The 21,822-nt window shown below is 48.1% G+C and carries 15 protein-coding genes; 12 read left to right on the top strand and 3 right to left on the bottom strand.

Annotated features, from left to right (window positions below):
* Nucleotides 1-39 precede the first annotated feature (39 nt).
* The 6 genes from QP938_04705 (at nucleotide 40) to QP938_04730 (ending at nucleotide 11,199) form a co-directional block, all read left to right on the top strand.
* A complete protein-coding gene (locus QP938_04705) occupies nucleotides 40-3,540 on the top strand; it encodes an ATP-binding protein (GenBank protein WIO75211.1) in 3,501 nt (1,166 codons plus the stop codon).
* 70 nt (nucleotides 3,541-3,610) lie between these two features.
* On the top strand, nucleotides 3,611-4,012 hold the full coding sequence (locus QP938_04710) for a Rieske 2Fe-2S domain-containing protein (protein WIO75212.1): 402 nt from the start codon (nucleotides 3,611-3,613) through the stop codon (nucleotides 4,010-4,012).
* 987 nt (nucleotides 4,013-4,999) lie between these two features.
* Complete coding sequence (locus tag QP938_04715) at nucleotides 5,000-6,244, top strand: TolC family protein (GenBank protein WIO75213.1); 1,245 nt, start codon at nucleotides 5,000-5,002, stop codon at nucleotides 6,242-6,244.
* The gene (locus tag QP938_04720; protein WIO75214.1) at nucleotides 6,241-7,503 is read left to right on the top strand and encodes an efflux RND transporter periplasmic adaptor subunit; all 1,263 of its coding nucleotides are present in this window, start codon (nucleotides 6,241-6,243) and stop codon (nucleotides 7,501-7,503) included. Before QP938_04715 ends, QP938_04720 begins: the two co-directional genes overlap by 4 nt.
* Nucleotides 7,504-7,523: 20 nt before the next feature.
* Nucleotides 7,524-10,751 carry an efflux RND transporter permease subunit gene (locus QP938_04725; protein ID WIO75215.1) on the top strand — a complete coding sequence of 1,076 codons (3,228 nt, stop codon included), beginning with the start codon at nucleotides 7,524-7,526 and terminating at the stop codon, nucleotides 10,749-10,751.
* Nucleotides 10,752-10,773: 22 nt separating this feature from the next.
* Nucleotides 10,774-11,199 carry a hypothetical protein gene (locus QP938_04730; protein WIO75216.1) on the top strand — a complete coding sequence of 142 codons (426 nt, stop codon included), beginning with the start codon at nucleotides 10,774-10,776 and terminating at the stop codon, nucleotides 11,197-11,199.
* A 179-nt stretch (nucleotides 11,200-11,378) separates the two neighbouring features.
* On the opposite strand, the gene QP938_04735 is transcribed toward QP938_04730, so the two are convergent.
* Nucleotides 11,379-13,238, bottom strand: a complete 1,860-nt coding sequence (locus QP938_04735; GenBank protein WIO75217.1) for a Na/Pi symporter — start codon at nucleotides 13,236-13,238, stop codon at nucleotides 11,379-11,381.
* A 91-nt stretch (nucleotides 13,239-13,329) separates the two neighbouring features.
* Here QP938_04735 and QP938_04740 point away from each other — a divergent pair, with 91 nt between their 5' ends.
* Entirely contained in the window at nucleotides 13,330-13,644 is a 315-nt protein-coding gene (locus QP938_04740; GenBank protein ID WIO75218.1) for an NGG1p interacting factor NIF3, read from the top strand.
* A 162-nt stretch (nucleotides 13,645-13,806) separates the two neighbouring features.
* Here the strand turns inward: QP938_04740 and QP938_04745 are convergent, their stop codons facing one another.
* Together QP938_04745 and QP938_04750 are read right to left on the bottom strand one after the other, a co-directional pair.
* Nucleotides 13,807-14,064, bottom strand: a complete 258-nt coding sequence (locus QP938_04745) for a DUF465 domain-containing protein (GenBank protein WIO75219.1) — start codon at nucleotides 14,062-14,064, stop codon at nucleotides 13,807-13,809.
* Between the two features lie 220 nt (nucleotides 14,065-14,284).
* Complete coding sequence (locus QP938_04750; GenBank protein WIO75220.1) at nucleotides 14,285-15,388, bottom strand: phosphoribosylaminoimidazolesuccinocarboxamide synthase; 1,104 nt, start codon at nucleotides 15,386-15,388, stop codon at nucleotides 14,285-14,287.
* Between the two features lie 673 nt (nucleotides 15,389-16,061).
* Here QP938_04750 and QP938_04755 point away from each other — a divergent pair.
* The 5 genes from QP938_04755 to QP938_04775 all read left to right on the top strand — a co-directional run bounded on the left by QP938_04755 (nucleotide 16,062) and on the right by QP938_04775 (nucleotide 21,785).
* Nucleotides 16,062-16,349, top strand: a complete 288-nt coding sequence (locus QP938_04755; protein ID WIO75221.1) for a hypothetical protein — start codon at nucleotides 16,062-16,064, stop codon at nucleotides 16,347-16,349.
* A gap of 292 nt (nucleotides 16,350-16,641) precedes the next feature.
* Nucleotides 16,642-16,806, top strand: coding sequence for a hypothetical protein (locus tag QP938_04760; GenBank protein ID WIO75222.1), 165 nt, complete (start codon nucleotides 16,642-16,644; stop codon nucleotides 16,804-16,806).
* 234 nt (nucleotides 16,807-17,040) lie between these two features.
* A complete protein-coding gene (locus QP938_04765) occupies nucleotides 17,041-17,628 on the top strand; it encodes a sigma-70 family RNA polymerase sigma factor (GenBank protein ID WIO75223.1) in 588 nt (195 codons plus the stop codon).
* Complete coding sequence (locus QP938_04770) at nucleotides 17,628-18,662, top strand: FecR domain-containing protein (protein WIO75224.1); 1,035 nt, start codon at nucleotides 17,628-17,630, stop codon at nucleotides 18,660-18,662. Before QP938_04765 ends, QP938_04770 begins: the two co-directional genes overlap by 1 nt.
* Nucleotides 18,663-18,845: 183 nt before the next feature.
* Complete coding sequence (locus QP938_04775) at nucleotides 18,846-21,785, top strand: TonB-dependent receptor (protein ID WIO75225.1); 2,940 nt, start codon at nucleotides 18,846-18,848, stop codon at nucleotides 21,783-21,785.
* Nucleotides 21,786-21,822 lie beyond the last annotated feature (37 nt).

Raw genomic sequence — 21,822 nt, forward strand, 5'->3', positions numbered from 1 at the left:
TTTTCGATTAATCTAGCGAACGCTGCGAAGGGGTATCAGGTGAAGGTTATTACTGAAGATAAGCGGTTTGTGTTGGGTTTTTTCATAGCATTTCTTTTATTTGTACTGTCAGCGTGTATGTTGTACGGCTATTCTTCAGGACTTGTACAGGAAGAGTTAAAGCAGCAGCACACCAATGAGCTGGAAGAAAATACAAAAATTATTTCCAGGAAAGTAGAAGATGACCGGCAGAAAATTGCATTTCTAGCCGATGTTCCTCCTATTAAGGGCATTGTTCGTGCTACTCAAAATGGTGGTGTTGATCCTTATGACAATACCCGGATTGATGAGTGGAAACGCCGGCTTGAAACCATCTTTGAAAGTTATCTGAGTCGCAATCCGGATGTCAATCAAATCCGTTATATCGGTTTTGCTGATAATGGCAGGGAGCTGGTTCGTGTTGAGCGAGAGGATGGCCGTGTTGTGGTGGTCAGTGCCAACCAACTTCAAAATAAATCCAATACCGGGTATTTTCAGGAAATTTCAAAACTGCCCGGACACCGAATCTATGTCAGTGACATAGAATTAAATCGCGAACATGGCGAGCTGGACTTCCCGGAGTGGCCAACCTATCGGGTTGCAAGCAATGTTTTTGACGAGAACCAAAGTCCGTTTGGGTTTGTCATTATTAACTTTAATGCCCAGCAAATGCTTGATGAGATTTTTTCTGAGCACACATATGGGGATGAAATTTATCTGGTGAATCAAAGAGGCGATTTTTTGATGCACCCGGATAAGAAAGTTGCCTTTGCTTTTGAATATGGAGAACCGGTCACCTGGAGCGATTATTTTAATGCCCCGATTCCGGTAGGTGATAGTGAAGGTTGGGAGCCGTTGATTTTTCCCGATGGCGCCAGTGCCCAGTATTTATATAAAGAAATTGCATGGGAAGGGGGGAAGTTCCCTAAAACCTTGCACATAATTGAGCCCATCAGGGATGATCGAATCCGGGCAGCTATCTTTGAAAAATTTGGCATATTGTTTGTTGGGCTGGTCACGATCTTTTTGATCGGCACTCTCATTGTCTTTTTCTACCACCGGGCACTGGGTGCCAAACGTAATCTTCAGCAAACAGAAAAGCAGTATCAGGCTCTGTTTGAAAGTGCCCAGGACGCTATTGTTGTTGTCAATACCGAGCTTGATATGGTTCGTTGTAATCCTGCTGCAGAGGAGATTTTCGGTGTTCAGAAAACCGAAATTCACGCACGATTACTGGACTCATATGTAAGTGACAGTAATGAAGAAACCGTAGCAGGTTTAATTAAACGTGTATTTGCCGGAGAGAAACTGCCACCACAGGAAGTTCATTGCTGGAAAGGAACAGAGCCGGAGGATTTTCATGCGCTTATTACCTTCAGTAATGTTTACAGAATGGAGAATGGAGTTACTAAGGTGGCTCTTACAATCAGGGATATTACCGAGCAAAAGCTTGCCCAGAGCCTGCTGAAAGACGCCAATGAACATCTGGAAAAACTGGTACAGGATCGCACTCACGACCTGCATGTCGCGTTGATGGAATCTGAGCGGATAACCGAATCAAAAAGCCTGTTTTTGGCCAATATGAGCCACGAGATTCGCACCCCAATGAATGGTGTGTACGGCATGTTGGGGCTGTTGCGACGTGAGCCACTGAGCCCAAGGCAGCTCAATAATCTTGAGATGGCTGAATCCAGTATTCGCTCCCTGACTGAATTGGTGAACGATATCCTCGACTTCTCGAAAATCGAGCAGGGGAGGCTGGAGATTGAGGCGACGGAATTTAACCTGCTTGAATTGCTCCATAGCTGTGCGGCTTCTATCTCGGTAACCATGAAGTCAAAAGGCATTCAAATGATTGCGGACTTCAATGGAATCAATCACGCCATTGTGTCAGCGGATTCCAATCGCATTCGCCAGATTTTAAACAACTTGCTGACTAACGCCCTTAAATTTACCAACCATGGACAGATTTCCCTGATTGCGAGAACTAATAAGGACCAGAATGACCAGTTGTGGTTGCAGTGTGCAATTCAGGATACCGGGATAGGTATTTCCGAAGATAAGCTAGCCTCGGTCTTTGAGCGTTTCTCGCAGGAATCAGCCAGTGTGTCGCGACAATACGGTGGTACTGGTTTGGGCTTGTCGATCTGCAAACAACTTTGCGGAATGATGGGTGGGAAGATAAAGGTCGAGAGTGTTAAAAATCAGGGCAGCACGTTTGAGTTTCGGCTGCCAATAGGTCAGGGAAGCAATGTTGTTGAAATGCCTTCCATCGATATGAGTAATGAAAGCGTATTGGTTTGCCTTTCCAATCAGCAGGCAGCTGATGTGGTTTGTGTCACGATGGCTCGCTGGGGAGCTGAAACAGCTTCTTGCTCTGGCGCGGAGATAGCCGAGTTTCTCAAAGAAGAGAATCAATACACCGTGTTACTGGTTGAACAGGATGATTACCTGACTAATCATTCGCTAATAGAGTCATATCGCCGGGGGGGAGCTGATCAGGAAATTCTGTTGTTGTTATCCGATGGAATGAGTCACAGGGATGAGAGTATCAACGATGACCTGATTAATGATGATCTATCACAAATTGATCAGCCGATAACCCTGGTGAATCTCCTGCAAATTTTACCAAGACTATGGCCGGAGCGATTCGTACGAGTTGGTAGTGGTTTGTTTGATCCAAAAAATAATCAGCCTATAGAGCTTATTTTGCCCAGCCACACAATTCTGGTTGTGGATGATCATCGCATTAACCGTGAATTGATTTCCGGACTGCTGGAGACCAGTGGTGCCAATATCCTGACCGCTCGGGATGGGCAGGAAGCCTTGTCGGTATTAAAGGCAAATGAAAACGATTCTGTGTCATTGGTGTTGATGGACTGCCAGATGCCAATTCTCGATGGTTACGAAGCCACCCGCAGAATTCGCATGGGGGAAGGCGGAGAGAGCCACCGGCATGTCCCGATCATTGCTCTAACAGCTGCCACTATGTCAGGCGATAAGCACAAGTGCCTGGAAGCTGGCATGAACGATTATTTGAGCAAGCCTTTTGAGTCGCAGCAGTTATTTCAAAAAATGTACAGTCTGATCGGCAAATTGGGGTCTGTCAGTTCCAGGGACGTTAATGGTGGAGTCCAGCAGAGCTTTTCCCAAGATGCGGACAGCAACTCCGCTGTTCCAATGGTATGGGATAAAAGAACGGCGCTTGCAAGAATGAACCAGAATGAAGAGTTGTTGATACGTATTCTGCCCAGTTTCCTCAATGGTTGGTCATCCATTAAGGATGAGCTGGAGAAACAGCTGGATACCATCGACAGGGACAGCCTCAAACGCTCGGTTCACGCTTTAAAGGGAAGTGCAGCAAATATTGGTGGTGTACAGGTGGTGGCCAAGGCTCGGGATCTTGAACTCAAGATTGAGCAGTTATCTGATGAATCATTGGTCAGTCGAATTCATCAGCTGATTCATACGGTGGAGGCTCTCAATGACAAACTGAGAGCTGCTTTGGAATTGGCTGTTTAAGGTTTCTGAACTGTACAGAACGAATCAGAGTCGGTAGGCTTTGCTTTTTTGCCGACTTTGATTCAAAGCTATGAATGACTCCGTAATACGACCTGACCCTTTCACGCGCCTTCGCGCTGGTTATGTACTTTGCCCCGTTACCGATATCTCAGATCCTGGAGGTAAGGAATTTCTGTTTGAGGGAAAAGAGGGAGAAGTGGTGTCCATTTTTGTTGTTCGAGTGGGCGAAGTGATCAGGGGCTACGTAAATGTTTGCCCCCACGCCGGTGCCAGGCTTAATGGCGCGCCTGATGATTTTCTCAGTAACGATGCGAGCTGTATTGTGTGTTGTCGGCACGGTGCTATCTTCTCGGTAGAGGATGGTGTTTGCACTGAAGGGCCTTGTGTGAACTACGGATTGCAGCAGGTGCCGGTAAAAGTACTCAATAGCAATATCATTACAGCGGAAGTGGAGTGCTTGTCTGCTGTTTAATTGTCTCGATGGGCTATTTATTGATAAGAAATGTAAAGCTGGTTAGTGAATCAGTTTGTTTTTCTGGAAAAACTTTTAAAAACAATGAGTTAAGATTTTTCAGTCCTTGGGTTCCAACCTTGAACTGAATAGAGTAGCTGTGTTGTAATCGAACGCGTTATTGGATAAACCACATACTTGTTATGCGAAAAGCGATCGTCTTGCTAATGCTGTTGACGTTTACATGTACTTCCCAGTTGGGGCAAAAGTACGTGATTTCGCTTGTGCATGGCAGTTCAGAAAGTTCTAAAGGTGTCCACGAACATCAATATGACAATTGGGCCCAACTGGAGAGTGCACGAAATCCGTTAGATGCCAATGGCAATATCTGTATGTGCGAGTGTCACAACTGCTTTGTCTCATCGGACAATAATGAAAAGCAGTGTTACTCCTTTAAAAATATTATTGAGTTGCCAATTACGCACCTGCTGGCTGTACTGGATACAGTACCACTTGTCAGGTTTGACCAGATAAAATCGAATATCCCTCCTTATACCAATTGGCCTTTTCAGCTCCTTGAGCGTCTGGAGCGACCACCATCCTCTGCATTTTCCCTTTGCTAACTGCCGGGAAGTTCAGAGTCCTTATCAGGCTATCTCAAGCTTATTCGCATTACACCGAATAATAGTGCCCTGACAAGTTCAGGCTGAGACTGCGATTACAAGATTGTCTCCATTTCCGGCTTTTCAGTTACACCATTAATGGCTCATTACTGGTGTGTGTACCGGGTTCCCCCGGTCAACTACAAAACCTATTACTGGCTTGGAGTAAACAATGCGCGGTTTCAGGTATAAAAAAAGCTCGCTTGCGTTGCTGTGCACAACGTTGCTTGCACTACAGGGATGTCAAACCTATTCACCTGCCCCGATAGACCTGTCTGACTATGATCGTCAGTGGGCAGATCTCTCAGTTAATACAGAATCTCTCAGTGATTATGCTAAGGGACTAATGCCATCCGAGGCCATAGAAGATCAATTTGATCTGAGGGATGGTGTGTCACTTCAGGAAGCGCAGTTGATAGCGTTGCTGTTTAACCCGGAATTGGCTCGAATGCGAATTGCAGCCGAGTTGCCTTTGGTGGGTAAATCCATACGTTCACTCTGGCCTGATCCTGAGCTGGAGCTTGAGTTTGAGCCCGTATCCGATGCTGTCAATGACGACTGGCTACTAAACGCCAAGTTGGGTGTGGCTCTGCCACTTTCATTTCGTTTGGGAACCGAGCTGAAAAAAGCCGATAGCCAATACCAGGCTGAGTTAGCCAAATTAATCAAAGCTGAAAAAGACCAGATAAATGAGATAGAGGGTCTCTGGGTAAAGCTGTATGTCGTTGAACAGAAAAGGCAGGTGATGAAAGAGCATCTGGCCGGTCTGGAAGAAATTATTGGAAGGGCAGGTCAATCACTCTCACTGGCGACTATAACTGCAGCAGACCTGCAAAGCCTGGCGCTGAATGCGGCATCTGTTAAGTTGAATCTGCTTGATCTTCACGAGATGGAGACAGAGTTCAAGAGTCAGCTCCTGACTCGAATGGGGCTGAAATTGAATGCTCCAATCAAATTGCAGTTGGCACTACCACATCCGGTGGAAGGGCCTGTTGACTCACAATGGTCGGAATTATTGCAAGCCAATAATCCGGATATCCTGATTGCTGCAGCCAACTACGAAGTCGCTGAACAAAGCCTCAAGCTGGAAATTAAAAAGCAGTACCCGGATTTGATTGTTGGCCCAATTTATCAGGAAGGTGAGAGTGGGTTGGGGCTAAATCTGACTTCACTGCTGCCACTCCTTAATGGCAATACAACCGCCATAGAACGTGCCAAAACTATTCGTGACGCCACTCGTGTTGAGCTGGAGGGCAGCTATCAACAGAGCATTAATGCCTTACACAGTATTCAACAGCGTTTGGATCTGTTGCAGGAACGTGAGGCATTTATAAATGACCGCATAAACCCCATGCTCGATCAGCAGTTTGAAAATATCTGGCAATCCATCCAGCTGGGGACCACTAATATTTTGCTTTTAACCGATGCACTTAAGCAGCGCCTGGACAATAAGCTGGCTCTGCTTGAGCTGAACCAGAAACGTGCAATATTACAAAACCAAAAATTGGCAATGTTAACCCCGGTCCAAAAGCCTCTACTTGGACTTGTTGCTCGGCAACAAGGCAAAAAAAGCGAGGGAGATAAAGAATGAAACATGATCAGATCACTCGAGTAAGCCCCGGTAAAAAACTTCGTATCGCTGGGGTATTGGCATTGTTGGCATTGGCCGGATGTGAGCAGTCGACTGAAAAGTCTGCAGAAGCGGAGCATGACCAGGACCATTCCGAGAGTTCATCGAATATCAGCAATCGCATCGATATTCCTGCTTCTGTACGAAAGAATCTCGGGATTACTTTCGTCGAGGTAGAAAAGCGTGATGTGAAACGAACACTACGAATTCCGGGGGAATTTGAATACCTGCCGTTGGCGCAACGTCATTACCACGTAAACCTGGAAGGTCAGGTGGAATTGATGGTGAAGGTACTTCAACAGGTTGAAAAAGGCGATCTGCTTTACACCATTCATTCCCCGCGATGGTTTGAGGTTAAGCAGGAATTGCTGATGATCAGCAATGATATTCACAGTGCCGAAACGACGTTGAAACTGGCTGGATCTTCAGCCAGTAAAGGTATGGCTTTGGCTGCTCGTCAGCGACAGCACCTGTTATTGGAAAGTGCCAGCTTGTATACAGGTTTGTCAATTTCGAAACTGAAAGAAGAGGTGATGTTTGAGGGGCAGAAAGTACCGTTCTGGCAGACCGTTCACCACATTGATGTTCGTGCCCTGAGCCCAGGTGTAATCCAGCTGTTTGAAGTAACCAATGGTGAGTGGGCCAGTGTCGGGGATCGAGTGTTGAGTGTCGTGGATCCCAGCAAAATGCGTTTTAAGGCCCATGCCTTGCAGCGCGATGTTCCATTGCTGAAAGCTGGTATGCCTGTGCAAATAGTTGCACCCAACGCGGATGGTGTGGGGATGCAGGAAACCATAGCTGGTGAACTTACTCCGGGAGTATTTCCTGAAGCGGATAGTCGCTCTTTTACCGTCTTTGCCACTGTAGAAAGTCAACCGAACTGGGCGCGAGCAGGTATCGGCTCTTATCTGGAAGTGGTGACCGAGGGTAGCCGCCGCAAGCAACTGGCAATTCCGAAGTCAGCGATCGTGCGCGATGGATTGGTGGACGTGTTTTTCCGCCGAGACCCCAACGATCCCGATAAAGCCATCCGTGTTGAAGCGGATCTTGGAATTGATGATGGCCGCTGGGTAGAGGTTAAGAGTGGCCTTCGGGCTGGCGACCAGATCGTTCTCAATGGCGCTTACGAGCTGAATATTGCCAGCTCCCTGTCCGGAGTGGATTTGTCCGGTGGGCATTTCCATGCCGATGGTACGTTTCACGTAGGTGATCACCACTAACGGACAGGTTGAATATAGCTATGAAACGATTAATTGATTTTTCAATTCGCCATGCTGCGCTGGTGCTGATTGCAGCTGGGCTGTTGGTGGCCTGGGTTGGAATCCAGTTGCCGAAAATGCCGGTGGATGTTTTTCCGGAACTCAATGCGCCAACTGTCACCATTTTGACTGAGTCGGGTGGACTTTCTGCGGATGAGGTAGAGCAGTGGGTGACCTTTCCCATCGAGTCCACTATGAACGGGATTCCCGGTATTCGTCGCGTACGTTCTTCCAGTGCCGGAAGTTTATCGATTGTCTGGGTGGAATTTGATTGGGGTGAAGATATCTACCGCGCACGCCAGTTGGTGGCAGAGCGTCTGTCATTGGCGAGATCGCAGATACCAAATGACATCACACCAATCATCGGTCCACCATCATCCATTACCGGTGAAGTAATGCTGATTGCGCTAAGTGACCCGAGTAACCAGATCGGTTTGCTGGAACTTCGCGCTCTCGCTGAGTTTGATATTCGCAATCGATTAAATGCCATTCCCGGAATTGCGCAAGTGGTGGCAATCGGTGGTTATCTCCCCGAATACAGTGTCGAAGTAGATCAGAATAAGCTTGCACTTTATCGCCTGACCACAGAGGAGGTGATAAAAGCGGCTGGAGAATCACACACCACAGATACGGCCGGCTATTTGCAAAACTATAAGGGCAAGGAGCTACCGATTCGCCAGTCCGGTCGTGTGACTTCAGTAGAGGATATCCGCAAGACAGTGGTGTCATACAAGGATGGTGTGCCAATTACTATTGCTGATGTAGCAGAGGTAAAACTGGCAGGAGCCCCGCGCCGGGGTGCTGCCTCCAATGCCAAATTAACAGCAGACGGTGGCTCAAGTTACCCTGGCGTTGTGATGTCGATACAAAAATCGCCGGGTACCAATACCCTGGTTTTGACGGACGAAATCGATAAAGTACTGGACAGTATTGAAGCCTCACTTCCGACAGGCGTTGAGCTCAACAGAGCGGCCATGCGTCAGTCCGACTTTATAGATCGCTCCGTCGACAACGTAGTTACCAAGCTGTGGGAAGCATCTCTGTTTGTCGTAATTGTATTGGCGATGTTTCTGGTCAATGTACGCGCCACACTGATCACTCTTACTGCTATTCCTTTGTCGCTGGCAGTAACCTTCCTGGTGATGATGCTGGCGGATATGAGTATCAACGTTATGACGTTGGGTGGAATTGCTATCGCCATTGGTGAGTTGGTGGATGATGCCATTATTGACGTGGAAAACGTTATCAAGCGGCTTAAGCAGAATCAGCTGTTGCCAGAAAGTGAACGTCGGCCTTTCCGTCAGGTGGTGTTTGAAGCCAGTAATGAAATTCGTGGCTCGGTGGTTTTTGCGACAATTATCATTGTCCTGGTAATGAGTCCATTGCTGTTTTTGTCGGGGCTGGAAGGGCGGTTTTTTCAGCCGATGGGAATTGCCTATATCGTTGCCATATTGACGTCGATGATTGTGGCGATGTCGGTAACGCCCGCACTTTGTCGACAACTCTTTTCCAGTGAATTTGACTTGCACGCAAAACCCGTTTGGAGGGGAAGACTGTTTTCAACTCGCCAAATGAACAGGCCAGCCAGAGAGCAGGACAGCCCTCTGGTACGTTGGCTGAAAATTCGTTATCAAAGAATGTTGGAGTGGGGGTTGGCTCGACGGAAGTCAGTGTTAGGCGGGTCTTTGGCCGCCATGCTGGCGAGTCTGTTGTTGGCAGGAACTTATGGCAGCAGCTTTTTGCCAACGTTTAATGAAAGTACCTTCACAGTATTCTTAATGCAGCCACTGGGTACCTCCGTAGACACCTCGGAACGACTCGGTCTGGAGATTGACAAGCAGTTAATTGATATCGAGGGCGTACGCTCAGTGGTACGACGCACCGGTCGTGCCGAGAGGGATGAGCACGCCGAGCCACCCAGTAATTCCGAAATTGAAGTGGCGCTGTATCCAGATGCGGATATGAATGCAGTAAAAGAGAGCATTGATCAAATTTTGCAAAAAATACCAGGTATCACTACCAATATTGGTCAGCCCATTGAGCACCGCCTGTCACATATTTTGAGTGGCACACCTTCAGCCATTGCCATTGATATTTTCGGCGATGACATGGATAAGCTTCGAGCGCTTGCGAAACAGGTTGAGGGAGTATTGAAGGGACTGCCGGGGGCGCGGGATATCTCTGCCAACCGCGAAGTCACCATCACCACACTGCCGATCAAGCTTCGTCGCAATGACTTGACCCGCTGGGGTTTGACTGCTGCTGATGCGGCTGCGCAATTGAGTGCTGGTTTTGATGGAGCGGTTGCCAAAACCGTGCAGGACGGCATTCGCATGTACGACATCGTGGTTCGTTTGCGTTCAGAAGATCGTATGGATATCGATGACCTGAAAAACTTCCGACTTCAAAACAGTGAAGGGCAATCTATTTATCTGCCGGAAGTGGCTGATATCGGCCTGGAGCAAGCTTCGAATTTAATTGTGCGCCAAAACGGTCAACGTAAAGCCACAGTATCTTTAAACGTTGCAGAAGGGTACAACCTTGGAGGTCTGGTCGAAGAGGTTCGAGAGGTAGTTGACCCGCTGGTGCAGGCCAAAGGGTATTACGTGAATTACGGTGGCCAGTTCGAAGCCCAACAGCAAGCCAGTCAGGTTATTACCACTATGGGTCTTCTGGTTGTGGTAGTCATTTTGGTATTGCTTACGATGGCGCTAAATTCTGTCAAGAGTGCACTACTGGTAATGCTGAATTTGCCACTGGCCCTGATTGGCGGAGTGATCGCGGTTTACCTCAGTGAGGGCAACCTTACCCACAATATCGGTGTGCTTTTGGGCAGTGGTGAACACTACATCACTCCAGTGCTCTCAATCGCCAGCCTGGTGGGCTTTATCACGTTATTTGGTATCGCTGTTCGAAGCGGCATTCTGCTGGTGAAACAGATTCAAATCCTGATCGAAGAACAGGGAATGGCGTTGAAAGAGGCAATTATCGCCGGTTCACTTGAGCGGCTTTCGCCTATTTTGATGACGGCACTGACCGCCACTCTCGCCTTGATACCGATGGCGATGGGCGCAGGAAAGCCCGGTAGTGAATTGCTGGCACCACTGGCGATCGTAGTACTCGGCGGTTTGGTGACGGCGACCGCGTTAAACCTGATTATTGTTCCAGTAGCGTACTACTGGATATTCAATAAAACCCCTAATAATTAATCAACTGATTGGAGATAACTTTATGAAATCTATTTTAAAAGCTGCTGTAATGTTTTTTGCTGTAGTGAGTGCCGGTCTCGTCTTTGCAGAAGGCGGTCACGGTGGTCATGGCCAGAAGATTGAACTTGGAGAGCATAAAAGTACCAGCTGGAATGTCGTGGGTTACCAGTTCGGAAATATGACTGCTGACTCAAAAGAGCTGGTTTTTACCCTGGTAGTTAAAGGCGGTAGTGGCGATACCTCGAAAATTGATTCACTGCGAATCTGGTTTGGCGATATTGATTCCGATTCCGTGGTCACAAAGCTGACTGGAAGAAAAGGTGAAAATGGCGAAGTGATTTTTCACAGTCACCTGGCTGTAGAGCAGGGTGATGACTATAAGCAATTTTCGATTGAAGTTGATGCCGGTGAAAGTGAGGGGGATATCCTGACTATCAGTACCAAATAAATTTTGCGAATCTGGAAGTCAAGATAAATCTTGAAGGACGTGGATTGTGTATGGTTTGCTGTGACCGGAGCCAGCATGGATGGGTCTGCGGCGTGTCACAGCAAACCATGCACTATCCATGTCTGGCACCAAAACTGGACGTTCAGTACTCATACTTACACAGAATAGTTTCCTGCTATCTACTCCTTCTCAAGCTCCTCAATGTCCTGAATGGTAAGTCGGGAGCTCTGTTTGTCGCCCTGCCTTGCAGCCAGTCTTGCTTTCCTCAGGCGTGGATCAACGATTGAAGTCTGTTGCTGCAGACTTTCAAGATCTCCATACAGCGCATAGGCGGCCTCAATCAACGCGCGAATCAAAGCTGCTGCAAAATCGCAGTCATTCATTAGCGACGTTGCCATTTCCGGGTTTATTAACTGCTTGCGTATCAGGGTGTCGAGAGTGCCGTTAACCACAGCATTATGTTCTTCTGCACGTTGCTGAAGTTGTTGTAGACGTTGTTTGATGGCCTCAAAACCTTTTTCACGACGTAGCCCGAACATCGCACGTAACACCTTGCCGAGAATCTGTCGTAACCGGTTATATTCTTCTTGTATGTGGGGGTTGCTGGAGTTGGCATAGTGCGTCATGTTGTATTGCAGCTCATTCATGATTTTTATCGCATGAACAAAACGTTTGCTGGCAAAGCGAAGCTGCTCAAGCTCCTGAATCTGTTTTGGTGACATGCCGGATTGAGCGCGGGTTGAATAAAGCAGAATCGCGCTGAATAGCGGTTTGATTTTATGGCGATAACGATTGCGAATATGCATCGAAAAATCAGTGGTTGAGTGCGCCACTATTTTTTTCATTGGCTCCGATGACAGAATGTCGTGTCGATGCAAATTAAGTCCGTGAGCAATAGTTTTGAACGTGCTTTGTGCCAGATGTTCTACTTCCTGACGAATTACCAGTAATGCAGTATCGGGTAAATTCAGGGCAGATTCATTCAAATAGAGGGGTTTAACAGTTTTCGCTTCAATTGGCTTTTCGGTAATAATTAGCTTCAGTCCATTTTCCAGCGGTTTGATAAGCGGCAACATCACCATGATGCCAATCAGGTTGAACAGGCTGTGAAAGGAAGCTAGCTTTAACGGGTAATTGTCATTGGCGATACCGACGTGGCTGCTAAACCAATCGACAAATTGAGCCAATTGGGAAATGGAGAGCAGCGCAATCACCGCCGTCACCAGATTAAAAATCAGGTGAGCCCCTGCCAATTGCCGACCTGCAGAATTGGAACTTATTGATCCCAATATCGCGGTAATCGTGGTGCCAATATTGGAGCCGATAGCCAGTGCCAATGAGTTTTCGTAGCTGATTTGCCCAGAGGCCAGGGCGGTGATGGTCAGTAGTAAGGTGGCGTGACTCGATTGCATGATTACCGTTGCCAGAACACCAAGTCCCGTATAAATCATTAGCCCACGGGTGCCTGCCACGCTGTATTGCGACAAGTCGATGCCAGAACCCAACTCCTCAAATCCGGATTTCATAAGGGCGATACCGAGAAATAAAAAGCCGATTCCACCCAGTGCCGAGCCAATCCCTTTTAAGCGCTTGGCGTGCCTTTGGAATTGCAGGATTACGCCGAATACCAGAAGCGGCATAGCGTAAGCGGCGATATCCACTTTCAAGCCAAAACCGGCAACCAACCAGGCTCCAGTGGTGGTGCCGAGATTGGCGCCAAAGACTACCCCCATACCTTGAATCAGGGTGATTAAGCCCGAGCTGATGGATGAGATAGTGATCAGTGATACCAGTGAACTGGACTGCATCAGGGTAGTGATGGCGGCGCCTGTAAACAGGCTTCGACTGGTTGTGCGGGTGGCATGATTTACCAAACGCTCCATCAAGCCACCGGTTAGAGCCTTAAAGCCATCCTGAAGCCAAAGCATTCCCAGCAAAAAGATGGCTACCCCGGCAGCTACCTCTTGAGTATGTGGTAAAAGCCAAAAACCCACGCCGAGGATAATGAAAATTACAGTTAGAAATAAGGATCTGGCCATTGTTATCATTAAATTCCGAATATATTTTAAGTATTGACGGATTCTTGTTAAGTTGCCAAAAGTGGCTAAATAATGAACAGGGAGCGACCAAATGTATAAACTGGCCTTTTATGTCCCCGAAACCCACCTGGAAGCCGTAAAGCAGGCTGTATTCGCCTCCGGAGCTGGGCGAATCGGCAATTACGACTGTTGCTGCTGGCAGGTGTTGGGACAGGGGCAGTTTCGGCCTTTGGATGGAAGCAATCCGTTTATCGGGCAGGCTGGGTCGGTTGAAGTGGTAGAGGAGTATAGGGTTGAGTTGGTCGTCGAGGATAATGTAATCGGCAAGGCGGTTGCGGCGCTCAGGGAGTCGCACCCCTATGAGGAACCGGCTTTTGATGTCTGGCAGCTGGCGGATAACTTTTGAATAGAGTCTGGACACTATCTAGCTGAAAGTGCCGGGAGAACCGCAATGTGGTTCACTTAAGTAATACCGTCATTCCCGCGTAGGCGGGGATGACAAGTACTTCCGATAATTTAAGTGAACCACATTACAACAGAACCGGCGTTTTCAGCTATCAATCAGCGGCTAATGCAAGGTTCGCTCGGTATTGCGAATAATGGCATAGAGCTGGTCTTTCAGTTGAAGTCGTTCCATCTTCAACTCTTCAAAATGTTCGTCTGTTGTGGGGATTTCATTGCGTTCGAGAGTGCGTATCTGTCGGTCCAGGTCGTGGTAGCGGGTAGCCATTTTGGCGAAGTCAGGATTGTTGTTATTGAGTTGGTGAATGATGTCGCGATTTTCCGGGAATTCATTGTCGAGACTGTGGTTTGGAACGTCAGGCATTGTGACCTCCTGTGTTGAATGGCACCGCTGCTGCGGTGGATGAAGAACTGAAATTCAAATATTTTTTATAGTCGTCTTGTAATTGTAGAACGCCAGAATACAGTTTCCATGTAGATCGTGACCATCATTCGCGATAAGTACACGCTTGTTGAGGGTGCCAGGGGCACAAAAAAAGGCGCCACCGATACCGGTAGCGCCTTGGTGTCGATCAGTTCCGTGATCAGTCAATCAGGCCGAACTGGTCACGCAGAATGTCAATGATCTCTGCTTTCGGGTTGTCTGACAGAACCAGCTTCTTGCCAGTGATCTTCTCGGCGATGTCCAGATAGGTCTTGGACACTTCCATCAGCACAGCCTCTGGCAAAGCGTTATCGCGTGCCAATGCACTGCGCTCTTCCATACGGTCTTTGTTGAGCAGAATGTCCGGATCCGGGAAGTGGTTCAGCAGCAGCTGGCGGAAGGCTTCCTTGGAATTCTCCACCACTTTGCCTTCGCGGTAGCTAGGGCCGTCCCAGATACGGGAGGAGTCCGGAGTACCCACTTCATCCATGTAGATCAGCTTTTCGTTGCCGCTTTTGTCGGTAACGTAGCCAAACTCGAACTTGGTATCGACAAAGATCTGGTCCAGCTTGGCCAGTTCGTTGCTGATTACATCAAAGCCTTCTTTCAGCAGTTTTTCGTACAGGTCAATATCGTCTTTGGAGCGGAAGTTAAAGGCTTCAAAGTTGTCTTCGATATTCTGGCGAGTGATGTTCACATCGTCCTGTGCCGGAACGCCGGGAATGCCTTCCAGGATACCTTTGGTAGACGGAGTGATGAGCAGTTCAGGCAGTTTCTGGTCTTTTTCCAGGCCTTCGGCAATTGTGATGCCACAGAACTCACGTTCACCCTTGGTGTAGGAGCGCCACATGGAGCCTGTGATGTACTGACGGCAGATAGCCTCAATCATAACTGGTTTGGCTTTTTGGACAATCCACACGAATGGGTGTGGGATTTCCAGAATGTGGCTGTCGGCCAAACCTTGTTCGCGGAACAGTTTGAACCAGTGGTTGGAGATGGCATTCAGCGCTGCACCTTTACCAGGTACACCATTCATGCCGCCTTCGCCACGCCAGATGCAGTCAAACGCAGAGATACGGTCACTGATCACCATGATCGCCAGTGGCGCATCAGCAGCAACATCGTAACCGCGCTCTTCAATCAGGCGACGGCTGTCAGCTTCAGTCAACCAATAGACGGAACGTACTTTGCCACTGTGAACCGGTTTGTCGGTGCGAATCGGCAGGTCGTTATTTACGGCCAAAACTTTGTCAGCAAGACTCATAACAAAATATCCTCTCCTTCCTCACAGGGAAAGTATCGAGCAGTTGTTCAATGAAATACGGTAAATCGGTAATGTTCTAGAAAGGCTATACCCATAGTATTTTTGAGGGTATAGAGCACTGCCCACAAAGTGGTCAATTTCTAGACGTGGGATGATACCAGATTTGTCGTTGACTACCAGTCTTGTTGGAGGTTAACCGCCCAGAAGCGATCTACGCATTAGTGCCTGTGGACACTAATTGAATATCTACTGCTGAAGGTCATTTTTTTGATCAGCCAGATAGAAGGAGCGCCGTTGGAACTTACCCTTAGTGAATTTTGATTTCCGTTTGGCAGGGTTCAGTTCCTGAAAATGTACCCTGTGACACTATAGTGTATTTCTTTTGGCCGGAGGAGATAAACAGTTACGTGAGATACTGCAAGAGCCGCAAACGCAGCTAAGCGAAGTAGTGCACAATTTTTTAAAGAAACAGCGGGACTGTTTTTTCATTAGTGGCATGCCGGAGGCTGTGCAAACTTTTTGCGATGGCACATCCATAATTGACGCCTTTGATGTACAGTCAGATATTCTCGATTGATACCGACAGTACTTTGCCAAGTACACTCCCCGTTCCGATAAGAGATGCCTGGACCGGGGTCTTACCCGTTGTACTTTAAAAGTAGGTGAATAGATCATGTATTCACAACTCGCTGATGGTTGCTCCAATCTGACAATCCACAAAGACTTTGATCTTCTATGCAGGGCAAAGGTGCTTCACAAAGTTCCTGCTGTCAAAATAGTGGGACTTCCCTTGGGAGTAGCTATTAATTCCAAAAAATTCAAATCCCCGCTGGTCGAAATTCGCCTAATGCAGCGGTTGAGTAATCTGCCGGTTTATATTGAAATTTGGCATGAAAATTTGTTGGCAATTTATCGCGGTAAACTTTCCGAGCAGTTTGTCGACCAAGAATTGCTGATTTAGCAAAACAGCAAGCTTTACTAATGGGCAAAGCAAGAGCGGGGTAGTATGGCAGAGCTTGATGGTCTCTTTGATAAAAGGGAGCGATTTACCCTGTTTTTACAGTCTTCCTAGATTAGTAAACGGGCCCCCCAATTCTGGAACTGATAGGTAAGTTGTCTCTAAAAATGCTCATAGCTAAAGGCTATACCATGATTAGCTAAAGGTAATGGTTTTTGAAGTGAAAATGGCCATAATTTAAATACCAGCTTGAAACAGCTCTAGTGCCAAAGGTTGTAGCCCAAGGAGCCCCCAAATGTGTGTATTTGAATTAACTGCCATTTTGAACAACTACCATATCCCTTATCAGGTAAAAGATAAGCACGTGTTGATGGCCATGGAATTGCCAGCACAGTGGATCGATATCAGCCAGTGGAGTCGAATTCAGTTGGCGCGGTGGCTGAAGGCCAATCGTAAGTAATTGACCAGAATTTGTGAACGGGTCAGTCATGAGAATATAACGAGCTTCAAGTGCAGACTTCTCTTTTTACCTCCCTTTGAGCCGTAGTTCTTCGGCTACTTTCACAGCGCCAATTGGCGCTGTTTTATTTTCTTTAAAACCCCTAATAAGTAATCCTGACAGGTTTAGGGGGCTTTGCCTCCAATACGTGACTATATATGAGTAAAAGCGAAGCAAGGCGCAGTAGTGGCATTTATGGCACGTAAGAAGGATAAAGTTATCGACTTGAGCGGGCGGCTTCAGGAACGCCAGCAGGCGCTTGAGCACCTTTTTCGTGAGGATGGACACATCTTGCGCGGCTACCTGTTCAAGCGGCTTAGGGACGAATCAGAAGTTGAAGATCTAGTGCAGGAAGTATTTGCCAAGCTGGCACGTATGCCAGAGCTGGAAACGCGGCTGGTAAAAGGAGGTAAGAACCGCAACTTCATCATTACTGTGGCCAACAACCTGATTGTTGATATGGAGCGCAAGCGCTCCACCCGTTGCAGTTATCAAGCAGAGCAGAAGCATCAGGCAGATCAGCTGGTCTACGAGTTGAGCCCAGAGGTGGAAGTGGTTGCCAACCAGGAGTTGTCACTGGTCAAGGCGGCGATAATGGATCTTAAACCCACCTGGCGTAAAGCGTTTGCCATGAGTCGTTTTAATCACATGAGTTACAAAGAAATTTCCGAAGAAATGGGTGTTGGGGTGAAGCAGGTAGAAAAGTACATTACCAATGCGTTGGTGCAGTTGCGCAAGGTGGTGGGTACACCGCCACAAGCTGATGCCAAAGGAGAGCAGTAATGATCAGTAAGCCGAACGATCTCATGCAGCGCCGTGCCATCGAACAGGCCGCCAAACTCAATCTTGAGAAAGTGCCCGATGAGGTTGTGGACTGGCGCACTCAAGAGGCCGATTATCAAGCAGACTTTCTGGCCATCAGTCACTTGTTGGCGGATATGGAGGGGCTGGCGGATGACCCTGAGCTGTTGGCACTCAAGGATCAACCGTTGGCGGCTCCTCTCAATGAGCGCTCTCATCGCACCGGTCCTCGCTGGGCTCTGGCGGCCAGCGTAATACTTGCCACCGTTATCGGGTTGTGGCTCTTCGGCCAGCAGGAGGTGGGGCCAGATATCACAATGGAGCGATATGTGACTCGCGTGGGGGAGCAGAAGCAAGTGGAGATGAGTGACGGCAGTATCGTGACTTTAAATACCGGCTCAGAGATATTGGTGGGTGTAAATGATCGTGAGCGCAAAGTGATTTTGCAGCGCGGAGAGGCCTATTTTGAGGTAGCAGAGGATCCTGCGCGCCCCTTCTCGGTGGATGCTGGACTGCAGGCAATTACGGTATTGGGTACTGCATTCAATGTGCGCAAATCGCCTGATCGACTGCAGCTGGCAGTTAGTGAAGGGTTGGTAGCAATTCACTCAGCAGATGAGGCGCTCTCGGCCAGCGCACCACTGATCTCAGAAAGCGGCACAAAAAGCACCGAGCGGGTGGCTGGGCAGTATCGCGTAGCAGCCGGTTGGGTGGCGGAAGTGGAGGCGGGCAATTCACAGTTGATAGCTTATGCTCCTGACAACATCCAGGGACTGGTGTTATGGCGCACCGGGTTTCTGGACTTTGATAACACGCCGCTGGTTGAGGTGGTGCGAGAACTGAATCGCTACAGCGCTAAAAAGATCCTGATTGAAGATGCTGCCATTGTTGATCTGAAGGTGCTCGGAGTCATGCAGATTGATCGTATTGACCAGGCGTTGAGGGGGCTGGAGTACACACTACCGATCAAGGTTGCGCATCAATATGACCAGATTGTGTTGACTGGTGCTAAATAGCATTAGCCAGAGTTTCCAAAGCCTCCTCTCTCAACCGGGACAGGAGGCTTTTTTCTGCGTTTAAAAAACATTAATAAAAGAATAGGGGAGAGGGAGGTGTGTACGTGTCAATTTATACCGCCACCATCTGCAATAGAAAATCAATGGCAGGGCGGACTACATTTACATCAAGAGGTGGGATAGATGAGACGTAGCAATATTTTTACAAGAAATGCACTGGTCCTGGGGGTTACCTCGGCCATCGCACTGTCCGTTTCCATGAATTCGTTCGCCGCTGACGACGACAAGATTCAGGTCGACATTCAAAGTCAAAGCATCGGTCAGGCGGTCCGCCTGCTGGCTAAAGATGCCGGTGTGCAGATTATTATGCCTAGCGACCTGGGGGGCAGCTTTCAGGTCAAGGCACTACAGGGAGAGTACTCGCTGATTGAAGCACTGGATATTTTAATGGTCGGCAGCGGGTTAAAGTACGAGTTTCTGTCCGAAAGCTCAGTGGCAATCTTCGCGGATAGTGTGGAAGGCGACGCAGATAGCAAGGAAATTGAAGAAGAGATCGAAGATGTTGTAGTTACCGGCTCTAGGATTAGAGGGTCCAGGCCTACGGCCAGTATGGTAATGATCAACAGCGATGAGATATCCATGCGTGGTTTTACCACGGTCGAACAAATTCTGAATACGCTCCCGCAAAACCAATCAACTACCAATAGCGCTTCTACCGTTAACGAGCCAGGGTCGAAGGATGGTTATGCAACGTCTGCAGCTAACTTGCGTGGCTTGGGAGCCAGTGCAACATTGGTCCTGATCAATGGGCGTCGTACATCTACCTCCCCAACCACCAATGCCGGCTCGGTCAACCTCACCAATATACCGGCATCTGCGGTTGAGAGGGTGGAGGTTTCTCTGGATGGCGCATCGGCTATCTATGGAGCCGATGCGATTGGTGGCGTGATCAATATTATTCTTAAAGACGGTTCCAGTTTGCCTGACTCTGCGATAACAACGCTCCGCTTTGAGAATGTCGCCCACGGTGGAAACAATTACAAACTGGCTCAAGACGTAAGTCTGGGTTGGGATAGCGGCTCATTGGCTCTTAATCTTTCCACCAGCCAGACACAGCCTGTAGAAAGTGCCAAGGTTGGGTTTACCAGTAAAGATTTTCGCTCTATGGGCGGGACAGACAGGCGTGATAACTTGAAAGAGGTAAGCGGCTATGGGGCCTTGTCGGCTAACGATCCCGGTATCGTACCCCTTACTCCCGCAGACTTGTCGGGTACTGGCCGCCTGTCGCCTGATAATGTAGAGAAAGCAGCTGGAGTGCGGAAGTATTCAGGAGCCGATACTCAAAATGAATCATTAAGTCTTCGGCTGAAACAAGAGTTTGGTGATCAACTGGAAGTTTTTGCTGACCTGAATTACAGCGAGAACTCGGCTGTTTTTATGGGTGGGGCCCCAGTCGATTCCGGTATTGTCGTCCCAACCAGCAATGCATTCAATAACACGGGTGAAAATCTGGTGGTGAGATATTCGTTTGAGAACGAATTTCAAATGGGGCTGATTTCTCCTGAGACGACCCACACAGATCAAGAGAGGCTGGATGCTACAGTAGGTTTTACTCTGGATCTGCCATTCAATGAGTGGAGAGTCGGGGGCTACGTCATGCAATCTGAAGAGAATTCGAAATTCGAGTGGGAAAATACCCTGTTTGATCAAGACTTCAATTGGAGTCAAGGTTTATTGGACGCTCTCAGTGACTCAGACCCCTCGACTGCATTGAATTTGTTTGGCAATGGCAGCGTCCAAAATCCGGAAACGTTGCAGTCAATTTTGTTTGATCACCCGATCTCAACCACTGTATCGGAATTGCGTACCTACGATCTTCACACGGATGGCGTTGTTACAGAATTACCGGGCGGCTCGGTCAACCTGGCACTGGCTACAGAATACCGGACTGAAGAGCTGGATTATTCCGGTGCTGCCAGTCGTCGGGCAGACTCTTATCCGACTCCGGAAATATCACGTGATGTTAAAGCCGTCAGTGCCGAGGTGTTGATTCCTGTTATAGGCAATGGCAACCAGTTGCCGGGCGTGGATAGCCTGACGATGAACCTGGCCGCCCGCTGGGAAGAAACAAGTGTTGATGGTTTGCGCACAGGATCAGTAACATATTCAAAAACATCCCCACGCTTGGGGGTTAACTGGCAGCCGATTGAAGATGTAACCGTCCGTGCCTCCCTTGGCTCTTCATTTCGGGCTCCCACACTGGATAACCTTTTCTCCATAGACCCCTTCAGCAGTAACCCTATAATACTGCCAACCCTGGATCCAAGGGACCCTCTCGGTCAGCCATTCGTATGGGCTGCTTTACTCTTTAATGGCAATCCGGAATTGAAACCGGAGGAAGCTGACAACCTGAGTGTTGGTGCCGAGTGGCAGCCAAGCACATTGGATGGCCTGTCCCTATCGATGACTTACAGCAAAATTGAGTTTGAAAATGCGATTACCAATGTACTCGATTTGTACTCATTTGACTGGAATGCAATTGTTGCGAACGAAGATAACCTTCCAGGCGTTGTGACGCGGGATAGCGATGGATTTCTGCAAGTGATAAACGCTATGCCGATCAACTCTGATGAGGTGGTCAGCGAAACACTTGATATTAATGTCAGGTATAATTGGGAGACAGATTACGGAACTTTCGATGCCATATTCGCCGGGACATACACCATGCGATTGGGCAGGAAGTCCTCTTTGATTGCTGAGTCAGAAACCTCTACTCTCGGTTTTAGTGGGGGCCCGTTGCGTTGGAAGGCAAATGCCGCTCTCGGTTGGTCCCATAATAACTATGGTGCGAACCTGTATGCCTACTACAGCCACCACTATAAAAACAGAGATGGTAATAGCGGCATAGTAAGTGATGCCAGTGTGGAGCATATGACAACTTATGACCTGACTGGCTACTACGATTTTGAAAACATAGCGCTTCGTCTGCGAGTTGGTGCGCAGAATCTGCTGAATACCAAGTTTCCATTTGCCGAGCGATGGAATACTCCATTTGATAGTACCCACTACGATCCCCGCGGACGTATCCTTTTTGTTGAATTGGAGAAAACATTCGACTTGTAACAAAAATAAAAGGGCAGCTTGCGCTGCCCTTTTATTT

This window comes from Porticoccaceae bacterium LTM1 (assembly GCA_030252795.1).
GTDB lineage: Bacteria > Pseudomonadota > Gammaproteobacteria > Pseudomonadales > Porticoccaceae > SCSIO-12696.

Excerpts from the sequence above, each read along its gene's own strand:
- QP938_04765 (WIO75223.1), top strand. The coding sequence starts at position 17,041 with ATGGCACGTAAGAAGGATAAAGTTATCGACTTGAGCGGGCGGCTTCAG.
- QP938_04720 (WIO75214.1), top strand. The coding sequence starts at position 6,241 with ATGAAACATGATCAGATCACTCGAGTAAGCCCCGGTAAAAAACTTCGT.
- QP938_04775 (WIO75225.1), top strand. The coding sequence starts at position 18,846 with ATGAGACGTAGCAATATTTTTACAAGAAATGCACTGGTCCTGGGGGTT.
- QP938_04710 (WIO75212.1), top strand. The coding sequence starts at position 3,611 with ATGAATGACTCCGTAATACGACCTGACCCTTTCACGCGCCTTCGCGCT.
- QP938_04745 (WIO75219.1), bottom strand. The coding sequence starts at position 14,064 with ATGCCTGACGTTCCAAACCACAGTCTCGACAATGAATTCCCGGAAAAT.
- QP938_04750 (WIO75220.1), bottom strand. The coding sequence starts at position 15,388 with ATGAGTCTTGCTGACAAAGTTTTGGCCGTAAATAACGACCTGCCGATT.
- QP938_04760 (WIO75222.1), top strand. The coding sequence starts at position 16,642 with ATGTGTGTATTTGAATTAACTGCCATTTTGAACAACTACCATATCCCT.
- QP938_04730 (WIO75216.1), top strand. The coding sequence starts at position 10,774 with ATGAAATCTATTTTAAAAGCTGCTGTAATGTTTTTTGCTGTAGTGAGT.
- QP938_04715 (WIO75213.1), top strand. The coding sequence starts at position 5,000 with ATGCCATCCGAGGCCATAGAAGATCAATTTGATCTGAGGGATGGTGTG.
- QP938_04755 (WIO75221.1), top strand. The coding sequence starts at position 16,062 with ATGTATTCACAACTCGCTGATGGTTGCTCCAATCTGACAATCCACAAA.
- QP938_04770 (WIO75224.1), top strand. The coding sequence starts at position 17,628 with ATGATCAGTAAGCCGAACGATCTCATGCAGCGCCGTGCCATCGAACAG.
- QP938_04740 (WIO75218.1), top strand. The coding sequence starts at position 13,330 with ATGTATAAACTGGCCTTTTATGTCCCCGAAACCCACCTGGAAGCCGTA.
- QP938_04735 (WIO75217.1), bottom strand. The coding sequence starts at position 13,238 with ATGGCCAGATCCTTATTTCTAACTGTAATTTTCATTATCCTCGGCGTG.
- QP938_04725 (WIO75215.1), top strand. The coding sequence starts at position 7,524 with ATGAAACGATTAATTGATTTTTCAATTCGCCATGCTGCGCTGGTGCTG.